Source organism: Halobacillus sp. 12SKB, from assembly GCF_052941655.1.
In genome coordinates this window covers 3,724,514-3,739,837 of the sequence record NZ_JBRFWR010000001.1, presented here as the reverse complement: position 1 = coordinate 3,739,837, position 15,324 = coordinate 3,724,514, and the positions used below count along the sequence as shown (strand labels likewise).

General features: G+C 45.7%; 22 protein-coding genes. 14 read left to right on the top strand and 8 right to left on the bottom strand.

The genetic code is table 11. The features are described 5' to 3' along the window. Positions 1–87: 87 nt before the first annotated feature. Positions 88–471 (bottom strand): nuclear transport factor 2 family protein, encoded by a 384-nt coding sequence (locus tag ACQ4XT_RS18700; RefSeq protein WP_446854994.1) that lies wholly within the window; start codon positions 469–471, stop codon positions 88–90. Between the two features lie 119 nt (positions 472–590). On the opposite strand from ACQ4XT_RS18700, the gene ACQ4XT_RS18695 reads away from it, so the two are divergent. Then, positions 591–1,118 carry a nucleoside/nucleotide kinase family protein gene (locus ACQ4XT_RS18695; protein WP_446854993.1) on the top strand — a complete coding sequence of 176 codons (528 nt, stop codon included), beginning with the start codon at positions 591–593 and terminating at the stop codon, positions 1,116–1,118. Here the strand turns inward: ACQ4XT_RS18695 and ACQ4XT_RS18690 are convergent. Beyond that, on the bottom strand, positions 1,090–1,728 hold the full coding sequence (locus ACQ4XT_RS18690) for a phosphatase PAP2 family protein (RefSeq protein ID WP_446854992.1): 639 nt from the start codon (positions 1,726–1,728) through the stop codon (positions 1,090–1,092). The two genes, ACQ4XT_RS18695 and ACQ4XT_RS18690, sit on opposite strands and share 29 nt — an antisense overlap. 72 nt (positions 1,729–1,800) lie before the next feature. On the opposite strand from ACQ4XT_RS18690, the gene ACQ4XT_RS18685 reads away from it, so the two are divergent. The 4 genes from ACQ4XT_RS18685 to ACQ4XT_RS18670 are packed head-to-tail and all read left to right on the top strand — an operon-like array spanning position 1,801 to position 3,493. Then, positions 1,801–1,962 carry a hypothetical protein gene (locus ACQ4XT_RS18685; protein WP_446854991.1) on the top strand — a complete coding sequence of 54 codons (162 nt, stop codon included), beginning with the start codon at positions 1,801–1,803 and terminating at the stop codon, positions 1,960–1,962. 17 nt (positions 1,963–1,979) lie between these two features. Next, positions 1,980–2,855 carry an aminoglycoside 6-adenylyltransferase gene (locus tag ACQ4XT_RS18680; protein ID WP_446854990.1) on the top strand — a complete coding sequence of 292 codons (876 nt, stop codon included), beginning with the start codon at positions 1,980–1,982 and terminating at the stop codon, positions 2,853–2,855. Between the two features lie 46 nt (positions 2,856–2,901). Then, positions 2,902–3,285, top strand: a complete 384-nt coding sequence (locus ACQ4XT_RS18675) for a hypothetical protein (RefSeq protein WP_446854989.1) — start codon at positions 2,902–2,904, stop codon at positions 3,283–3,285. Positions 3,286–3,313: 28 nt separating this feature from the next. Continuing rightward, positions 3,314–3,493: a DUF4083 domain-containing protein gene (locus ACQ4XT_RS18670; RefSeq protein WP_446854988.1), complete on the top strand. Its 180-nt coding sequence runs from the start codon at positions 3,314–3,316 to the stop codon at positions 3,491–3,493. Between the two features lie 48 nt (positions 3,494–3,541). Here the strand turns inward: ACQ4XT_RS18670 and ACQ4XT_RS18665 are convergent, their stop codons facing one another. Further along, on the bottom strand, positions 3,542–3,841 hold the full coding sequence (locus tag ACQ4XT_RS18665; protein WP_446854987.1) for a DMT family transporter: 300 nt from the start codon (positions 3,839–3,841) through the stop codon (positions 3,542–3,544). Between the two features lie 2 nt (positions 3,842–3,843). Next, complete coding sequence (locus ACQ4XT_RS18660) at positions 3,844–4,176, bottom strand: DMT family transporter (RefSeq protein WP_446854986.1); 333 nt, start codon at positions 4,174–4,176, stop codon at positions 3,844–3,846. Between the two features lie 138 nt (positions 4,177–4,314). Between ACQ4XT_RS18660 and ACQ4XT_RS18655 the strand changes: the two genes are divergently transcribed. Beyond that, positions 4,315–5,151, top strand: coding sequence for a LysR family transcriptional regulator (locus ACQ4XT_RS18655; RefSeq protein WP_446854985.1), 837 nt, complete (start codon positions 4,315–4,317; stop codon positions 5,149–5,151). Between the two features lie 48 nt (positions 5,152–5,199). Here ACQ4XT_RS18655 and ACQ4XT_RS18650 read toward each other — a convergent pair whose 3' ends face one another. Then, on the bottom strand, positions 5,200–5,868 hold the full coding sequence (locus tag ACQ4XT_RS18650) for an HAD hydrolase-like protein (RefSeq protein WP_446854984.1): 669 nt from the start codon (positions 5,866–5,868) through the stop codon (positions 5,200–5,202). Between the two features lie 145 nt (positions 5,869–6,013). On the opposite strand from ACQ4XT_RS18650, the gene ACQ4XT_RS18645 reads away from it, so the two are divergent. The 8 genes from ACQ4XT_RS18645 to ACQ4XT_RS18610 all read left to right on the top strand — a co-directional run bounded on the left by ACQ4XT_RS18645 (position 6,014) and on the right by ACQ4XT_RS18610 (position 13,078). Continuing rightward, complete coding sequence (locus ACQ4XT_RS18645; RefSeq protein WP_446854983.1) at positions 6,014–6,991, top strand: LacI family DNA-binding transcriptional regulator; 978 nt, start codon at positions 6,014–6,016, stop codon at positions 6,989–6,991. Positions 6,992–6,996: 5 nt separating this feature from the next. Beyond that, positions 6,997–7,887: a ribokinase gene (gene rbsK, locus ACQ4XT_RS18640; RefSeq protein WP_446854982.1), complete on the top strand. Its 891-nt coding sequence runs from the start codon at positions 6,997–6,999 to the stop codon at positions 7,885–7,887. Further along, on the top strand, positions 7,884–8,270 hold the full coding sequence (gene rbsD / locus ACQ4XT_RS18635; RefSeq protein ID WP_446854981.1) for a D-ribose pyranase: 387 nt from the start codon (positions 7,884–7,886) through the stop codon (positions 8,268–8,270). The genes rbsK and rbsD overlap by 4 nt, the downstream gene beginning before the upstream one ends. A 14-nt stretch (positions 8,271–8,284) precedes the next feature. Next, on the top strand, positions 8,285–9,775 hold the full coding sequence (locus ACQ4XT_RS18630; protein WP_446854980.1) for a sugar ABC transporter ATP-binding protein: 1,491 nt from the start codon (positions 8,285–8,287) through the stop codon (positions 9,773–9,775). Further along, entirely contained in the window at positions 9,768–10,724 is a 957-nt protein-coding gene (gene rbsC / locus ACQ4XT_RS18625; RefSeq protein ID WP_446854979.1) for a ribose ABC transporter permease RbsC, read from the top strand. The genes ACQ4XT_RS18630 and rbsC overlap by 8 nt, the downstream gene beginning before the upstream one ends. Positions 10,725–10,734: 10 nt before the next feature. After that, on the top strand, positions 10,735–11,673 hold the full coding sequence (rbsB, locus tag ACQ4XT_RS18620) for a ribose ABC transporter substrate-binding protein RbsB (RefSeq protein WP_446854978.1): 939 nt from the start codon (positions 10,735–10,737) through the stop codon (positions 11,671–11,673). A 147-nt stretch (positions 11,674–11,820) separates the two neighbouring features. Beyond that, positions 11,821–12,639, top strand: coding sequence for an MBL fold metallo-hydrolase (locus ACQ4XT_RS18615; RefSeq protein WP_446854977.1), 819 nt, complete (start codon positions 11,821–11,823; stop codon positions 12,637–12,639). Positions 12,640–12,694: 55 nt separating this feature from the next. Further along, positions 12,695–13,078 carry a VOC family protein gene (locus tag ACQ4XT_RS18610; protein ID WP_446854976.1) on the top strand — a complete coding sequence of 128 codons (384 nt, stop codon included), beginning with the start codon at positions 12,695–12,697 and terminating at the stop codon, positions 13,076–13,078. Between the two features lie 115 nt (positions 13,079–13,193). Here ACQ4XT_RS18610 and ACQ4XT_RS18605 read toward each other — a convergent pair whose 3' ends face one another. From ACQ4XT_RS18605 to cidR, 3 genes are all read right to left on the bottom strand, one after another. Then, the gene (locus ACQ4XT_RS18605) at positions 13,194–13,565 is read right to left on the bottom strand and encodes a hypothetical protein (RefSeq protein ID WP_446854975.1); all 372 of its coding nucleotides are present in this window, start codon (positions 13,563–13,565) and stop codon (positions 13,194–13,196) included. After that, positions 13,540–14,094: an acyl-CoA thioesterase gene (locus tag ACQ4XT_RS18600; RefSeq protein ID WP_446854974.1), complete on the bottom strand. Its 555-nt coding sequence runs from the start codon at positions 14,092–14,094 to the stop codon at positions 13,540–13,542. Before ACQ4XT_RS18600 ends, ACQ4XT_RS18605 begins: the two co-directional genes overlap by 26 nt. A 198-nt stretch (positions 14,095–14,292) precedes the next feature. Next, positions 14,293–15,177: a cidABC operon transcriptional activator CidR gene (gene cidR, locus ACQ4XT_RS18595; protein WP_446854973.1), complete on the bottom strand. Its 885-nt coding sequence runs from the start codon at positions 15,175–15,177 to the stop codon at positions 14,293–14,295. Between the last annotated feature and the right edge of the window lie 147 nt (positions 15,178–15,324).

Sequence of the window (15,324 nt, the reverse complement as noted above, 5' to 3'; positions counted from 1 at the left end):
AATTCTTCCTATGTTGTACCCATCACTCAAAGAATACAAACGTACTTGGCTTGGAAAAGGACTTTTGACTGGAAGGTGATGACATGATCACAGACCAACGCTTTCTCTATATTCATCTTTATGTAAGTCTGTAATGGTGCCTTGATGAAAATACAATTGCCAGCGCTCATCGATCTTTTTCCATATAGAACTGCGGAGAGTGTTTCTGCTTCTTGTCCGGTCCTCGACATAATACGTGGCGAGCACCGTGTCCTCGGATAGGGGCTGGATTTGATAGTGATGAAGGGTCATCTCAGTCAGGACGACGCCTTGATCCAGGCAGAATTTTTTATCATACGGCACACCCGAACTGCCGATTTCCCAGAAGTCCTCCGCCAATATCTGATCAAGCTCTTCTGTGGATTCGCGGGTGCTTAACTGTATGTGGTGGTTCTCCAGTTTTTTCAGTTGTTCCTTCAGCGACATAAGCATTCTCCTTTGTGTTAAAATTTTCTATGGGAATAATATACTTTGATTCTATCACGGGGGGATGTAGCAATGCCTGCCTATGTAAAAAGAAGACTGGTATTGAAAATAAGGAAGAAGCACCAATGACCGAGCCAAAGGTCATTGCAGTAGCCGCTGTTTCAGGTGGTGGAAAGACGACGATTACTAAGAAACTTCGGGAGCGACTCGATGGTGCTGAAGCGCTTTTCTTTGATGGGTATGAATTTGAGGGGACACCGGAAAACATCACCGAGTGGGTGGAAGAGGGCCCCGATTATAACCAATGGAATCTGGACCCTCTGATTAAGGATATCCAATCGATGAAAAGTGCGTCCTTTCTTATCCTTGATTACCCCTTTTCTTATAAGCATGAGGAAATGGCGCCATGGATTGACTATTCGGTTTACATTGATACACCTCTGGATATCGCTATGGCAAGGCGTTTGCTTCGTGATGGGGGAGGGCGGGGAGGAAAGGAAGAGTTGACCCATTATTTGAATGGTGGAAGAAAAGCTTATTTAGAAATGCTCCATTCCATTAAACCTGATGCCGATCTTATCGTTGATGGAAGGATGGACATGGAGGACATCGTAAAATGCATCATCAAGAATCTTCCCTTTGAGCATCATTAGGGATTTTCATTTGCGATAAAAGATACACCGCAAGCAGCCACACGACCCCGATGAAAAAGCCACCGAGCACATCACTTATGTAATGTGCACCGAGGTATACGCGGGACCACCCAACCATTCCAACAACAAGAAAGCCACTAAACAAAAGAATAGTCAGCCTCTTCCCTTTGAAATAAATGGCGATAAGGAAATAGAGGGCTCCCGTTAGGAAGACGGCGTAAATCATATGAGCACTTGGGAAAGCCTCCCCGCTTACAGAGACAAAAGAAGTGCCAGGAGGACGCTCGCGGCCCAGGATATTCTTTAAGCCAAAGCTGATGAGCTTGGTGCATGCCTCCCCTGATAAAATGAAAAAACTGATGCGGTACTTGTTCAAATAAATGAATAGAAAAGAAACGATAAATCCGGTAGTTAGACAGATTTTGTAGCCGGTCGCTATCGAGAAGAAACGAGCGATTTGAATGGTGGTTTGTTCGGCTGGGTCAGCTTTAGCGTTCATACCCCATTCATCCATAGCCATGAGGAAGGTGTGGTTTGTCATGACACCCCAGCTGATCAGGAAGAAAAGAATAAGGCTTAAAGCCATTAGCCATAGAAGTCGTTTACGCATCTCAGCACCTCCTTTTTCTTTTATTATTGAGAAGGTGGAAAAAAGTATGCTCTGAATGAGGGAGGGTTCGATGTGAAAGAAAAAATCATCCAGCAGGAAAATCCATATTTCATTTATTTGTTCTTCTCGGTTTTATCATGGATGAGTCTGAAGAAAAGTGTATATATAGAAATGAAAAAACGAGAGTGGGAGGAACGATACGAAGATTATTTGAATCATAAAGATGGACTGTAAAGAGGAGGGAGCAAAGGATGCGATCAGAAAAGGAAATGATGGATCTGATTTTGACTGTCGCTGAGAAAGATGAACGAATCCGGGCGGTATATATGAATGGATCACGAACCAACCCTACTTTAGAAAAAGATCTTTTTCAGGATTACGACATCGTCTATGTTGTGACGGAAACGGCTTCTTTTTTGGAAGATGAGCGTTGGGTGGATGTGTTCGGTGATCGGTTGATGATGCAGGAACCGGAAAAAAATGATCAGGGGAAAAATGGGGACTTTGCGGACTTTTATGGTTATTTGATGCTCTTTACGGATGGCAATCGGATCGATTTACATATAGAAACCATCCCGCATATGGAAGAGCACTACGGGGAGGACAAGCTGACCGTTCCTTTGTTGGACAAGGATGACTGTCTGCCTGAGATTCCTGATGCGACAGATGAAGATTATCATGTGCAGAAGCCGACGGAACAGGAGTATCTCGCGCGCTGCAATAATTTCTGGTGGTGTCAGCAGAACGTAGCGAAAAGCTTGTGGCGGGATGAGGTTCCTTATGCGCAGTTCATGCTGGAGTGTATCATCCGCAGGGACTTGGATCAGATGGTTTCCTGGTATATTGGGATCCAGACAGATTTTCAGGTGTCGACAGGGAAGGCCGGGAATTATTTTAAGAAGCTCCTGCCTGAAAAATATTGGACGATGTATGAAGCGACTTATGCGGATCTAGACCCTGAACACATCTGGGATGCACTGTTTGCCGCCTGTCATTTATTCCGCACGCTGGCGCATCGTGTAGCAGGTGAGTTGTCTTACACGTATCGAGAGGACGAGGACGAAAACATGACGCGTTATTTAAAACAGGTGAGAAAATTACCTTCCTCGGCTGATCGTATCTTCTGAGGGTTGTAGGTAGGAAACAATAGAATAAATGAAGGAGAGATGCGCTATGAAAAGGACGGGCGTTATCACATGGCTGAGCTTTGCTTTCCTTTTAACAGGCTGTCTTGGACAGAAAACTCTGCACTTTCAAGAAGAAACCGAAAATTGGGAGGTCGAATACATAGCGGATGTCCAATCGGAAGATCGTGAATCGACTGGTGTACACATCACGTATATAGGAGAAGGTGAAGCTCCTGAACATATCGATTACACCCTGGATCGTCCTACAGGCGGTGGAGGAGGAGATTACGTTTTGTTGAACGATGGGATGGTTCAGCAAATGGGGAACTACTGCTCTGGATGTGCGGTGACCAGAAAAGATCACGAAATCCAGGTTACGATTGAATGGGGAGAAAAGGAAGAGACACTGGATTTGGAGTACATAGAATAACGATAGAAATAGAAGGGGGAGTTTGGAAGTGGAGAATGCAGGAAGTTTCGTTATAGGGGATATGATCGCACAACTTCTGTTTTTTGCTTTTTTTATCGGTGTGATCATAGGGGTCGTTGCGATCTTCCTTTTTATAAAAAGAAGGAAGAGTCAGCTGGACAGAGTGGAAGAAAAAGTGGATCGCATTTTTGAACGAAAAAAAGAGTGACTTCCATCACAGTGGAGAGAAGGCCTTTGCAGGAACCCTTCTCTCCTTTTATTTAATAATCATCACGCCAAGCATAATGAGAATGATAAAGAGGAACTTTCTTCGGCTTGCTTTTTCATTGAAAAGTAGAATTCCAAAGATCGTGGTTGCCATGATGGAGACTCCGCTCCAAATGGCATAAGCAATGCCGACTTCGATTGTCTGGACACTCAGCGTGAGAAAATACAGGCAGGCTCCAATGAAAACGAAGGCTGTGATGCTGGGGATGACCCGCTTGAAACCGGATGATAATTTCACGGAAATGTTGCCGATTGTCGCAAATACTAGAGAAAGTATCAAATAACCCATGGTTATACACTCCTTTCTTTACCTGGTACTGTCAAGCCCACCATTCCTGCCAGGATCAACGTCAGTCCGAGAAGTTTGGATATTGTCACCGATTCCCCCAGCAAACCAACACCTAAGAATGTGACAAGCAACGTCCCACCGCCCGACCATAAGGCGTTGATCATCCCGATCTCATGATTTTTAGTAATAAATATATAGAAGGAAACGGCAAGAGCATAGCAGAAAATGACGACAAGGCTGGCCGTGACATTCGTAAAGCCTTCCGAATATTTCATCGCCGTCGCCCCGGCAGCTTCAAACAAAATGGAGATTCCTAATAAAAGATAGGTTTTCATTCTTCCGTCCTCCTTTTTTCTTTCTTCTATTCTCAGGATAAAAGAAATCGGAGGAAGTAGGAACAATCGAATTGTCATACCATCATAACCTGAGGTTATAATAGAGATATCCTACAAATACAGAAAAGGGGTAAGAGAATGCTGCAGAAATTAAACGCCTTTATCGAAGTCGCCAAACAACGGAGTTTTACGAAAGCAGCAGAAGCTTTGTATATTTCTCAACCGGCACTGAGCAAACAGATGAGGAAATTGGAAGAAGAGCTTGGGTTTTCCCTTTTCAACAGAGCTTCCTATGGTGTCGAGCTGACGGAAAAAGGCAAAGGGATGGTGGAGGAGCTGACGCCGTTAATCGGGCGTATTCATCAAACCGTGAAACAATACCAGTCCCATGAAGATCACATCCGTTTTGGTTCCACACCTGTGCTTACTTCCTATTATCTGCCCAAGTATTACGATAAGCTGGTAAGAGGGAACCTTCATGTGACAGTCATCAAAGATGATAGTAAAGATCTTCTTCCATTACTTGAGAAAGGCGAGATTGATGCAGCTATTATCCAGGACACACCTGTGTATAAGACGCTGCGGTCCTCCTATTTGTTCACCGATCACTTTATAGCTGCCATCCCCATAACCTCTCCATTATCAGAAAAACAGACCGTCACGCTTGAGGAATGTTTAGAGGAAACTCAAATCATCCCGACAGAGGGGCCTTTATCTGAAAAAGTGCGGCAGGTCATGCGTGAGTATGAATGCACAGGGGAAGTGATAGAATCCCAGTATCACGCTATGGCGGGGTTGGTATCACTTGGAATGGGGATTGCTTACCTTCCGGAGATGATGGTTCAACAAGTGGAATATCGGGGCGTCGTGTTTTTACCGATTCAAGACAATCCTTTTAAAAGAGACATGTATCTTTACGCACGAACAGAGGAGAACCTTGATTACTTGAGCGGTCTATTTACAGATATCCAATAAAGAAAGCAGCTGCCTGTGACAAGGGTAGCTGCTTTCTTTATGCATCCGTCAAACGTGCAACTTTTCAATGACTCGTATCACTTCGTTCAGTGAAGGAAAGTCGTCAATGACATGATCGGCTTCAGCAAGTTCAGCTTCTTGAGCAAAGTCAAACCGACAGCCTATGGAAGTTAAACCATTTTTCTCAGCGGCCTGTATATCTGAGAGGCGATCTCCGACAACGGCGCCTTGTTTAAAGTCGTATTTTTCCTGGATGTACGCCACCAAAACGGCTTTGTCCAACGAGTCGATCTGCTCGATACTGAACGTTTCTGTCACCCAGCGATCCAGACGATAGTATTCGACGATGGCCTGCAAATAATGTATTAAACCGTTGCTGGCTATGTAAAGGGAGTATCCTTCTTCTTGCAACGCTTCAAGGGTTTCTTCAACATGAGGGTAGAGCGCGCCTTTCCCTTTTTGAATGTTGAGGATGAGTTTTTCTAAAAAGTACACGTTTGCCTGGTGTCTGATCTCCTCCGAGTGATGGGGGAGCAGGGTTTTCCACACCGTAGGGAGAGGGACACCCATGATTTTTTTGTACTTTTGAAGAGGTGTTTCTCCTTCCCATTCATCAGAATCCCTCAAGTGATCAAACGTTTCTACAAGTGATCCTTCAAGGATTTTTTCTGTCTGGAACAAGGTTCCATCCATATCAAAAATGATAGCACGTAGCATATGTAAGAGCTCCTTTTCATAGGTTGTGAGTTTCATCATATCAGTTTTATGATCAAACATGTCCCATCTCCATAAAAAAGTTCTTGCAAACGATTACAAGGATGTGGTACTTTATCTGTAACCGGTTACACACAGAGGTGAACGTATGGTAACAATCAAAGATGTTGCACGTGAAGCAGGCGTTTCAGTGGCTACCGTTTCACGTGTGTTAAACGATAATGGCTATGTTGGAGCAGATACGAGAAAGAAAGTGATGGAAGCCATTGCTGAATTGAACTACAGTCCAAACGAAGTGGCACGTTCTCTTTATAAAAGGGAGTCCCGTCTGATCGGTCTGCTTTTACCTGATATTACGAACCCGTTCTTTCCACAGCTGGCAAGAGGTGTGGAAGATGAACTGAGCCAGGCTGGATATCGTCTTCTGCTTGGGAATAGTGATGAAAATATTCAAAAGGAATTGGAATATATACAAACGTTCGTCCAGAATAATGTGGTCGGAATCATTACGGCAACCAATCATGTCGATTATCAAATTTATGAGGCTCTCGATCTGCCACTCGTCCTCCTGGACCGGGCATCGGAAAACTATCCAGCGGTTTACGCGGATGGAAGAGAGGGTGGTCGCCTGGCAGCGAAAACCCTTATTGAAAAAGGAGCAGAAAGGATTACGCTGGTGAAAGGACCGGCTAATATCAAGCCCGCCCAGGACCGCTTCCAAGGAGCGATTGAAGAGCTGAGTCAGGCGGATGTTGATTTTTCTGTACTGTCCACGACCTCCTATTCTTTTGAAGAGGCACAGGGTTGGGCAGAAGAACTGTTTGATAAGTTTTCAGATACAGATGGAATTATTGCGAGTAACGACATTGTCGGGATTGCGATCGTTCATGAGGCTATGGAACGAGGAAAGCGTATTCCTGAGGATGTACAAATCATCGGTTATGACGATATTCCACAAAGCCGTTTGTCCTATCCGACTCTTTCCACAATCCGTCAGCCCGCCTATGAAATGGGAAGGGAAGCGGCAAAGCTGTTGATACGGACGATAAAGAAAGAACCAGGCGTTGAACAGACCATTCAAATGCCTGTGGAATTAGTAGAACGAAAGACGACACGAAAGGAATGAAACGTATGAGAAAACCTAAAATAGCTGTGATCGGCAGCTCTTCCATGGATTTAGTTGTGACATCCAAACGGCGGCCGGGCGCGGGCGAAACGGTTCTTGGTGAATCTTTTGAAACCGTACCTGGAGGCAAAGGGGCGAACCAGGCTGTTGCCGCCGCCCGTCTCGGAGCAGACGTGTATATGATCGGCCGAGTAGGAGAGGACGCCTACGGAGAAGCGATCTTAAATAATTTCAAATCGAATGGCGTTCAGACGGATTATGTGGAACCGGTTACACATGAAAGGAGTGGAACGGCTCACATTATTTTAGCGGAAGGTGACAACAGCATCGTTGTCGTCAAAGGAGCCAACGATCACGTCACTCCTGCCTATGTGAAAGAAAAGAGAGACTTCATTGAAACGTGTGACCTTGTGATGATCCAGCAGGAAGTCCCTGAAGAAACCGTGATTGAAACAGCCCAACTGTGCCAGGAGCTTGGTGTGCCCTTGCTATTGAACCCGGCACCAGCCAGGGAAATCCCTGATACGGTGGTGGAACAAGTGAGTTACCTTACGCCGAATGAACATGAAGCTGCCCTCCTTTTTCATGGAGAAGAACCAGCCACAGCATTAAAGAAACATCCGAATAAGCTGTTCATTACGGAAGGAGCAGCAGGCGTCCGCTATTTTGATGGAAAAGAAGAGGTGCTCGTTCCGTCTTTCCCTGTGAAACCCATAGACACCACGGGTGCAGGGGATACATTCAATGCAGCCTTCGGAACAGCAATTGCCGAAGGGATGGACTTGAAAGAAAGTCTGCGCTTCGCGAATCGAGCGGCTTCCCTGTCCGTTACAGGGTTCGGAGCCCAAGGCGGCATGCCTGGACGGGAAGAAGTAGAAAGGGGACTCAAGGAATGAAAAGACACGGCATTTTGAACAGTCATCTATCCAAAGTTTTTGCAGATCTCGGACACACTGATACCATCGTTGTTGCTGATGCGGGGCTTCCCGTGCCGGACGGAGTGAAAAAGATCGACCTCTCATTAAAGCATGGGGTCCCTTCTTTCCTTGACGTCGTAGAAGTATTGAAAGAAGAAATGGTTGTCGAACGTGTCACCGTTGCAGAGGAAATGGAGCAGAACCCCTCTGTTCATGAAGGGATGAAGGAATGGTTTGGTGAAATGGATTCTCTCACTCATGAAGCACTGAAAGATCAGTTGAAACAGGCCAAAGCGGTGGTGCGGACAGGGGAGATCACCCCCTATGCAAACTGTATCCTTCACGCTGGAGTAACTTTTTAAAGAGGTGAGCAATCATGGAAATCCGTATGAACGAGATTCATAAAGCTTTCGGTAAGAATAAAGTTCTTGAAGGCGTTGATATTCACATAAAAGACGGAGAAGTTCATGCCCTGATGGGCGAAAACGGTGCAGGTAAATCTACGCTCATGAATATCCTGACAGGGCTTCATAAGAAGGACGAAGGTACAATCGAAATTGATGGGAAGGAAAAGACGTTTGCCAACCCAAAAGAAGCAGAAGAATTCGGAATTGCTTTCATCCACCAGGAGTTGAATGTATGGCCGGATATGACGGTGCTGGAGAATTTATTCATCAATAAGGAACCGGTTACACATTTTGGTCTCATTCAAACGAATAAAATGAAAGCGATTGCTAATGAGCAGTTTGAGAAGTTATCCATTTCAATTCCACTCCATAAAGAAGCGGGCCAGTGTTCGGTTGGTGAACAGCAGATGATCGAGATTGCTAAAGCACTCATGACAGATGCCAAAGTGATCATCATGGACGAGCCGACAGCCGCTTTGACAGACAGGGAAATAGAGAAACTTTTTGAAGTCATTCGCTCCTTGAAAGAGTCCGGCGTATCCATCGTTTACATCTCTCACCGGATGGAGGAGATCTTCACGATCTGCGATACGATTACGGTCATGCGTGATGGGCAGACGGTGGATACCACACCGATCCCTGAAACGAATTTTGATGATGTTGTAAGAAAGATGGTTGGCCGTGAACTGACCGATCGTTTTCCTGCGAGAGAAGCGAAGCCTGGAGAAGCTGTGTTGGAAGTGAAAAATCTTACGAGGAAAGGCCTCTTCGAGAATGTAAGCTTTCGTGCCCATTCAGGTGAAATCGTTGGTGTGGCAGGGTTAATGGGTGCAGGGCGTACGGAAATCATGCGCACCATTTTCGGTTTGGATGGCAAGTATCAGGGCGACATTTTCATCAATGGAGAAAAAGTAACGGTGAAAAGCCCGAGTCAGGCGGTCAAGCTCGGCCTCGGTTTCATTACCGAAGACCGAAAAGAAGAGGGACTCGTTCTTGATTTCCCGATCCAGGACAACATCGCGCTTCCGAGTTTGTACAGTTTCACAGACAAAGGCCTCATTGGAGAAAAACGCGAACGTGAATTTGTCGATATGCTGATCAAAAGGCTGACGATCAAAACCGAATCTGCCAAAACAGAAGCAAAGAACTTATCCGGTGGAAACCAGCAAAAGGTTGTCATTGCCAAATGGATCGGGATCGGTCCGAAAGTTCTCATCCTGGATGAGCCGACCCGGGGTGTCGATGTTGGTGCGAAACGGGAGATTTATCAATTGATGAATGAACTGACAGACAGAGGAGTAGCCATCATCATGGTTTCTTCTGAGCTGCCGGAAGTATTGGGAATGAGTGATCGTGTGCTCGTCGTCCATGAAGGAACGATTGCTGGAGAACTTTCCAAAGACGAAGCCGATCAGGAAAAAATTATGACACTGGCAACAGGAGGTACAGTCAATGATTAATGCAATCAAAAAAACGAATCATTTAGGAAACGTGATGCAGAAGTTAGGACCATTCGTTGGTTTACTTGTATTGATGGCGACAGTTTCCATTATTAATCCTAGTTTTCTTGAACCCTTGAACTTATTGAATCTATTAAGACAAGTCGCGATCAATGCTCTGATTGCTTATGGAATGACATTTGTCATTTTAACCGGGGGCATCGATTTATCTGTCGGCTCGATTCTCGCGTTATCCAGTGCCTTGATGGCCGGAATGATGGTCTCAGGTGTGGATCCGATTTTAGCGATATTGATTGGATGTTTGCTTGGAGCACTCATGGGAGCGGTTAACGGTCTTCTTATTACCAAAGGGAAAATGGCTCCGTTCATCGCGACACTTGCAACGATGACGATGTTCCGTGGACTGACGCTTGTTTATACGGATGGAAACCCGATTACCGGGCTTGGCGACAGCTATGCTTTCCAATTGTTCGGAAGAGGTTATTTCCTTGGGATTCCGGTCCCAGCAATCACGATGCTGCTTGCCTTTGCTGTCCTGTGGGTGATTTTGCATAAAACTCCATTCGGCCGTAAAACGTATGCGATCGGAGGAAACGAGAAGGCTGCCCTTATCTCAGGTATCAAAGTCTCTCGAATCAAAGTGATGGTCTACTCACTCGCAGGACTGCTTTCAGCGCTTGCCGGGGCTATTCTTACATCACGATTGAACTCGGCGCAGCCGACAGCAGGTACATCGTATGAACTTGATGCGATTGCTGCTGTTGTTCTTGGCGGGACAAGCCTTTCCGGTGGACGTGGTTTGATTATCGGCACATTGATTGGTGCTCTGATTATCGGAACGTTGAACAACGGTTTGAACCTTCTCGGCGTGTCGTCCTTTTTCCAAATGGTGGTCAAAGGTGTCGTCATCATCATCGCCGTACTCATTGATCGAAAGAAAGCAGCATAGGAGGGGTAACATGAAAAAGCTAGTCGTATTACTGATGAGTTTATCCCTGGTATTCCTCGGTGCCTGCTCGCTGCAGCCACCGGAATGGGCGAAACCGAAAGGGGATAAAAATCCGGATGACATTAAAATCGGCCTGTCTGTATCTACGTTGAATAACCCATTCTTCGTTTCTATGAAAGAAGGGGTAGAAAATGAGGCCGCGGCTCAAGGGATGGAAGTCGTAATCGTAGATGCGCAAAATGATGCAGCTAAACAAATCAATGACGTGGAAGATTTGATCCAGCAGGGTGTGGATGTATTACTGATCAACCCTACCGATTCTTCGGCTATTTCGACGGCCGTTCAGTCCGCCAACAGCTTAGGCATTCCGGTCGTGACGCTTGACCGTTCGGCAGAAAAAGGGGAAGTCGCGACATTGGTCAGCTCAGATAACGAAAAAGGCGGCGAAATGGCAGGAGAGTATTTGGTTGAGCAGCTTGGTGAAGGTGCCAAAGTAGCTGAACTTGAAGGTGTCCCCGGCGCATCCGCGACACGTGAACGCGGCGCTGGTTTCCACAACATTGCCGATGAAAAACTGGATGTTGTAGCCAAACAAACGGCGAACTTTGACCGGACGGAAGGATTGAATACGATGGAAAACATCATTCAGGGAAATCCGGACATTGAAGCTGTTTTCGCTCACAATGATGAAATGGCGCTCGGAGCCTATCAGGCCATTCAAAGTTCAGGTCGGGATGTTCTGGTCGTCGGATTTGACGGGAACGATGATGCGATCACTAGTATTCAGAATGGAAATCTTTCGGCTACGGTTGCTCAGCAGCCAGAGGAAATTGGCAAGCTTGCCGTTCAGGCCGGTGCCGATGTGCTGCAAGGCGAGGAAGTTGAAGATACGATTCCGGTACCATTAAAGCTCGTCACGCAGGAGTCGGATTTGGAAACAGAAGAATAAAGATGAGAAGAGAGACTCGTGATGAGTCTCTTTTTTTATACTCCGAAAGTTGTAGAAATTCTTCCATCCATGGCAGGTGCTCTCTTTCTCATTTTCCAGCTAAGCTGAAGATAGAACAAAAGCGGAATAATCCAAGGAGGAAGATTCATGGAGAAGTATATTTGCGAGACTTGCGGCGTTCAGTATTCAGAAAGTGAAGAAGTACCAGATCGATGTGAGATATGCAGCGAAGAAAGGCAGTATGTAAACCCGGAGGGACAGACATGGACCACACATGAAGACCTGGTTCAGACAAAACGTTATCAAAACATCATTAGAGAAGAGGAAAAAGGACTGTACAGCATTACCACCACTCCAAAAGTAGGGATTGGTCAAACGGCCTACCTCATCCAAAAAGATGGACGGAATGTGCTTTGGGACTGCATCACTTACCTTGATCAAGAGACGGTGAATGTCATTCGCAATCTTGGCGGCATTGATGCGATCGCCATTTCTCATCCGCACTACTATTCAAGGATGACCGATTGGGCAGAAACGTTTGATGCTCCCGTGTACCTTCATGCGGATGACGAGGAATGGGTCATGGATGAAAGCCAGTACATTCATTTCTGGAACGGGGAATCTATGAAACTCTCAGAAAATCTTTCTCTTCATCGTTTAGGTGGACACTTTAAAGGGGGAGCGGTCCTGCACATCGAAAATGGGGCGGAAGGATTGCTGATGAGTGGAGATATCATCCAGGTTGTTGCAGATAACCAATGGGTGAGCTTCATGTACAGCTATCCGAACTTGATTCCCCTCCCGGCAGCAAAAGTTTCGGAAATAGCAGAGAAAGTCGATGGTCTTGCTTTCGAACGCCTTTATAATGCTTTTCACAACATCGTAAAAACAAGGGCGGATGAAGTGGTTCGGAATTCAGCTGAACGCTACATTCGTGCCATTCAAGGCACATTATTTACGACATAAAAGAGTGTCCTTAGAGCAGGTTTCAAACGTTAGTGATGAAAGGGAGTTTAATAGGATGGAGGTTGATGAATTCGGGTTGATTTTGTTTGTGGAGCGTTTTGAACCGTGTGTGAGATTCTATCAGAGACTTTTACAATTACCTGTAAGAAGGAGTCAGGACACGCTCGTCTGTTTCGAACTGCAGACCGGTTATCTGATGGTCGAAAAGGGAGGGGTGGCTCAACCAGGGGAGAAAAAGAGGATCCATAATCCGACCGTCCTTCGTTTCGATGTGAAAGATCTCAGTAAAGAAGTCCATCACCTAAAGGAACGCGGCATCCGTTTTTTAGAAGAGCGGCGTGTATTTGATTGGGGGACGATCGCGGTTTTACTTGATCCGGATGGAAACCGCATTGAATTAGGGGAAGTCAATGCGAAGAGTGCATCTTATCGTACATAACAAACGGTATCCACTTAACTAAGGTTGTGCAGTTTTATGCTACCAATGGCCTAAGCCCCGTCCAGTTGCTGTTTAAGCTGAACGAGGCTTAAGAGGCAAAAGATATCCGCAATGCTTATTTAATAAATGTGGACCCTTTTAACAGCTCCGGTTTAGCTCCCAGTATTAATAGGAAGAGTTTCGCATCTCCCACTTCTCTGTGTTGGTTTAACACGTTTTTGACGACAGGGAAATCTGCGTGTTTTTTCAGTTTGTCCACTTCTTTCTTATAAACAGAGAGGATCGACCCTTTGATGAAGGATGGATACGTGGTGGTCAATTCTTCTTCCATCAACATGGCCCCCATGTAGCCATATTTAATTTGGAGCTGGCGTGTGAAGCTGACCACATGAGTTAACGTTTCATAGACGTCGGGGTAGCGGCGGCTGACTTCTTCCAACCCTTTTTTAGCTTCGTACAATTCATCCAAGCTGGCTAACTTCAACATGTTGATCCGCTCCTTCTTCCCATGGTTTTTCAAGGCCGATAATCTTCGTGAGCTGGGCGCTGTGCTCCCGGCGTATTCGTCTTGTTTTGGCACGATCTTCACCAGATTGATAGAGGAATTTCTCTTCCTCCGTCTCTGGAATCACTCTTGGAACTGTGATGGCTTTTTTATTTTCATCGAGTGCAACGAAAGTTAAGAATGCCGTGGCGGCCATGCGACGGTGACCGGTAATCATGTCTTCAGCAATGACTTTGCAGAAGATCTCCATCGATTTGTTTCCGGTATAGGAGACAAATGATTCTACACAAACCGAATCGGTTTGATGGATCGGATGGAGGAAGTCGATGGAATCGGTCGATGCGGTGACGCATTCTTTCACCCGTGCATGGCGCCTCGCGGATATGGTGGCATTATTGTCCAATTTTTTCATGAGCACCCCGCCGAACAAGGTGTTGTAATTGTTTAAATCGTTGATCATCACTTGGTCCGTATTGATGACTAGACTTTCTTTGGTACGTTTCGCTTCCATGAGTCTGCCTCCTGTTTTGTTTGTTTTCTACATCAAGATATGTCTTTGTGTTCGTTGATAGTTTCAGTGTACGAGCGATGTCTTTATAAGTGAAATAGCAAATCGTCATGAGTTGTATAGCTTTTATCAATGGAAGTGTTTTCAAAGATTGATTTCATGCATGAAAAAGACCAGCTTCATTAGGAAGCTGGTCCGCCTTTATTCTATACTCAATCGATCCTGCGTATAAGTGAGCCATTCTTTCGTGGCATACGATATGTACTGGGTTTTCGGCCATATAATGGCGAGTTCCCATGCAATGGTTGGCTGGATGACCTTGAGTCGCTTTACATCTTGAGTAAGCAGACGGGCGACGCTTTTAGGCAGGATGGAAATGCCCAGATTGGAAGCGATCATTTTGCCGATAAAATCCCACTGCGAGCTTTCGGAAATGACTTTTGGTATAAATCCGGCTTCCTTACAGGAGGAAGTGATCCGGTCATTTAACACGAAGTCTTTACTGAAGAGGATGAATGAATCGTCTTTGAGCTCCTCCAGCCGAACCTGCTTTCGGCCAGCCAGCGGGTGGGCATGAGGGAGGATGACCTCAAGCTCTTCACTTAAAAGGAAGAAGTGGTCAAATTTATCCTCCTGTGTAGGCAGCACGGTAATGCCGACATCCAGTTCCTCCTGAAGGATATTCTCTTCGATTCTTTTTGCGCCATCCTCTACGAGTTGATAGGTAATGTGCGGGTGCCTGGCATGAAAGCCTCCGATAATGTTGATGATCTGTTCGGCGTCCATAATCGGGGGCAGCCCTACTCGTATATGGCCTTTTTTCAACCCCAGCAAATCATTGAGCTGAGTATTGAGGTTTTCGAATGCTTTATCAATGGTTTTCGCCTGCATAAGGATCAGCCGCCCGGCATCGGTAAGGATGACTTTTTTTCGTGTACGTTCGAACAATTCCACACCAAGATCCTCTTCCAGGTTCTTGATCATTTTACTGATGGTTGGCTGTGAGATGAATAAATGTTCAGCTGCTTTCGTAAAACTTTGAAAACGCGCGACCTCAATGAAGTATTGCAAATGGCGGATGTCCATGGTTATGTACTCCTTTATATACGAATCTTACGGGTTATGTACCATCATAAAGAGAGGGATGCATCTTATCAATAGAAACTTCTTTCGGAGGAGAGAGTTTGGGAGGGGATATCTGCAGCATGAGAGATTCAGGACTCAGGAGTGCCA

What these genes read in the sequence shown, in the direction of transcription:
- ACQ4XT_RS18700 (WP_446854994.1), bottom strand. Translation starts at nt 471, where the DNA reads ATGCTTATGTCGCTGAAGGAACAACTGAAAAAACTGGAGAACCACCAC.
- ACQ4XT_RS18695 (WP_446854993.1), top strand. Translation starts at nt 591, where the DNA reads ATGACCGAGCCAAAGGTCATTGCAGTAGCCGCTGTTTCAGGTGGTGGA.
- ACQ4XT_RS18690 (WP_446854992.1), bottom strand. Translation starts at nt 1,728, where the DNA reads ATGCGTAAACGACTTCTATGGCTAATGGCTTTAAGCCTTATTCTTTTC.
- ACQ4XT_RS18680 (WP_446854990.1), top strand. Translation starts at nt 1,980, where the DNA reads ATGCGATCAGAAAAGGAAATGATGGATCTGATTTTGACTGTCGCTGAG.
- ACQ4XT_RS18675 (WP_446854989.1), top strand. Translation starts at nt 2,902, where the DNA reads ATGAAAAGGACGGGCGTTATCACATGGCTGAGCTTTGCTTTCCTTTTA.
- ACQ4XT_RS18665 (WP_446854987.1), bottom strand. Translation starts at nt 3,841, where the DNA reads ATGGGTTATTTGATACTTTCTCTAGTATTTGCGACAATCGGCAACATT.
- ACQ4XT_RS18660 (WP_446854986.1), bottom strand. Translation starts at nt 4,176, where the DNA reads ATGAAAACCTATCTTTTATTAGGAATCTCCATTTTGTTTGAAGCTGCC.
- ACQ4XT_RS18655 (WP_446854985.1), top strand. Translation starts at nt 4,315, where the DNA reads ATGCTGCAGAAATTAAACGCCTTTATCGAAGTCGCCAAACAACGGAGT.
- ACQ4XT_RS18650 (WP_446854984.1), bottom strand. Translation starts at nt 5,868, where the DNA reads ATGCTACGTGCTATCATTTTTGATATGGATGGAACCTTGTTCCAGACA.
- ACQ4XT_RS18645 (WP_446854983.1), top strand. Translation starts at nt 6,014, where the DNA reads ATGGTAACAATCAAAGATGTTGCACGTGAAGCAGGCGTTTCAGTGGCT.
- rbsK (WP_446854982.1), top strand. Translation starts at nt 6,997, where the DNA reads ATGAGAAAACCTAAAATAGCTGTGATCGGCAGCTCTTCCATGGATTTA.
- rbsD (WP_446854981.1), top strand. Translation starts at nt 7,884, where the DNA reads ATGAAAAGACACGGCATTTTGAACAGTCATCTATCCAAAGTTTTTGCA.
- ACQ4XT_RS18630 (WP_446854980.1), top strand. Translation starts at nt 8,285, where the DNA reads ATGGAAATCCGTATGAACGAGATTCATAAAGCTTTCGGTAAGAATAAA.
- rbsC (WP_446854979.1), top strand. Translation starts at nt 9,768, where the DNA reads ATGATTAATGCAATCAAAAAAACGAATCATTTAGGAAACGTGATGCAG.
- rbsB (WP_446854978.1), top strand. Translation starts at nt 10,735, where the DNA reads ATGAAAAAGCTAGTCGTATTACTGATGAGTTTATCCCTGGTATTCCTC.
- ACQ4XT_RS18615 (WP_446854977.1), top strand. Translation starts at nt 11,821, where the DNA reads ATGGAGAAGTATATTTGCGAGACTTGCGGCGTTCAGTATTCAGAAAGT.
- ACQ4XT_RS18610 (WP_446854976.1), top strand. Translation starts at nt 12,695, where the DNA reads ATGGAGGTTGATGAATTCGGGTTGATTTTGTTTGTGGAGCGTTTTGAA.
- ACQ4XT_RS18605 (WP_446854975.1), bottom strand. Translation starts at nt 13,565, where the DNA reads ATGTTGAAGTTAGCCAGCTTGGATGAATTGTACGAAGCTAAAAAAGGG.
- ACQ4XT_RS18600 (WP_446854974.1), bottom strand. Translation starts at nt 14,094, where the DNA reads ATGGAAGCGAAACGTACCAAAGAAAGTCTAGTCATCAATACGGACCAA.
- cidR (WP_446854973.1), bottom strand. Translation starts at nt 15,177, where the DNA reads ATGGACATCCGCCATTTGCAATACTTCATTGAGGTCGCGCGTTTTCAA.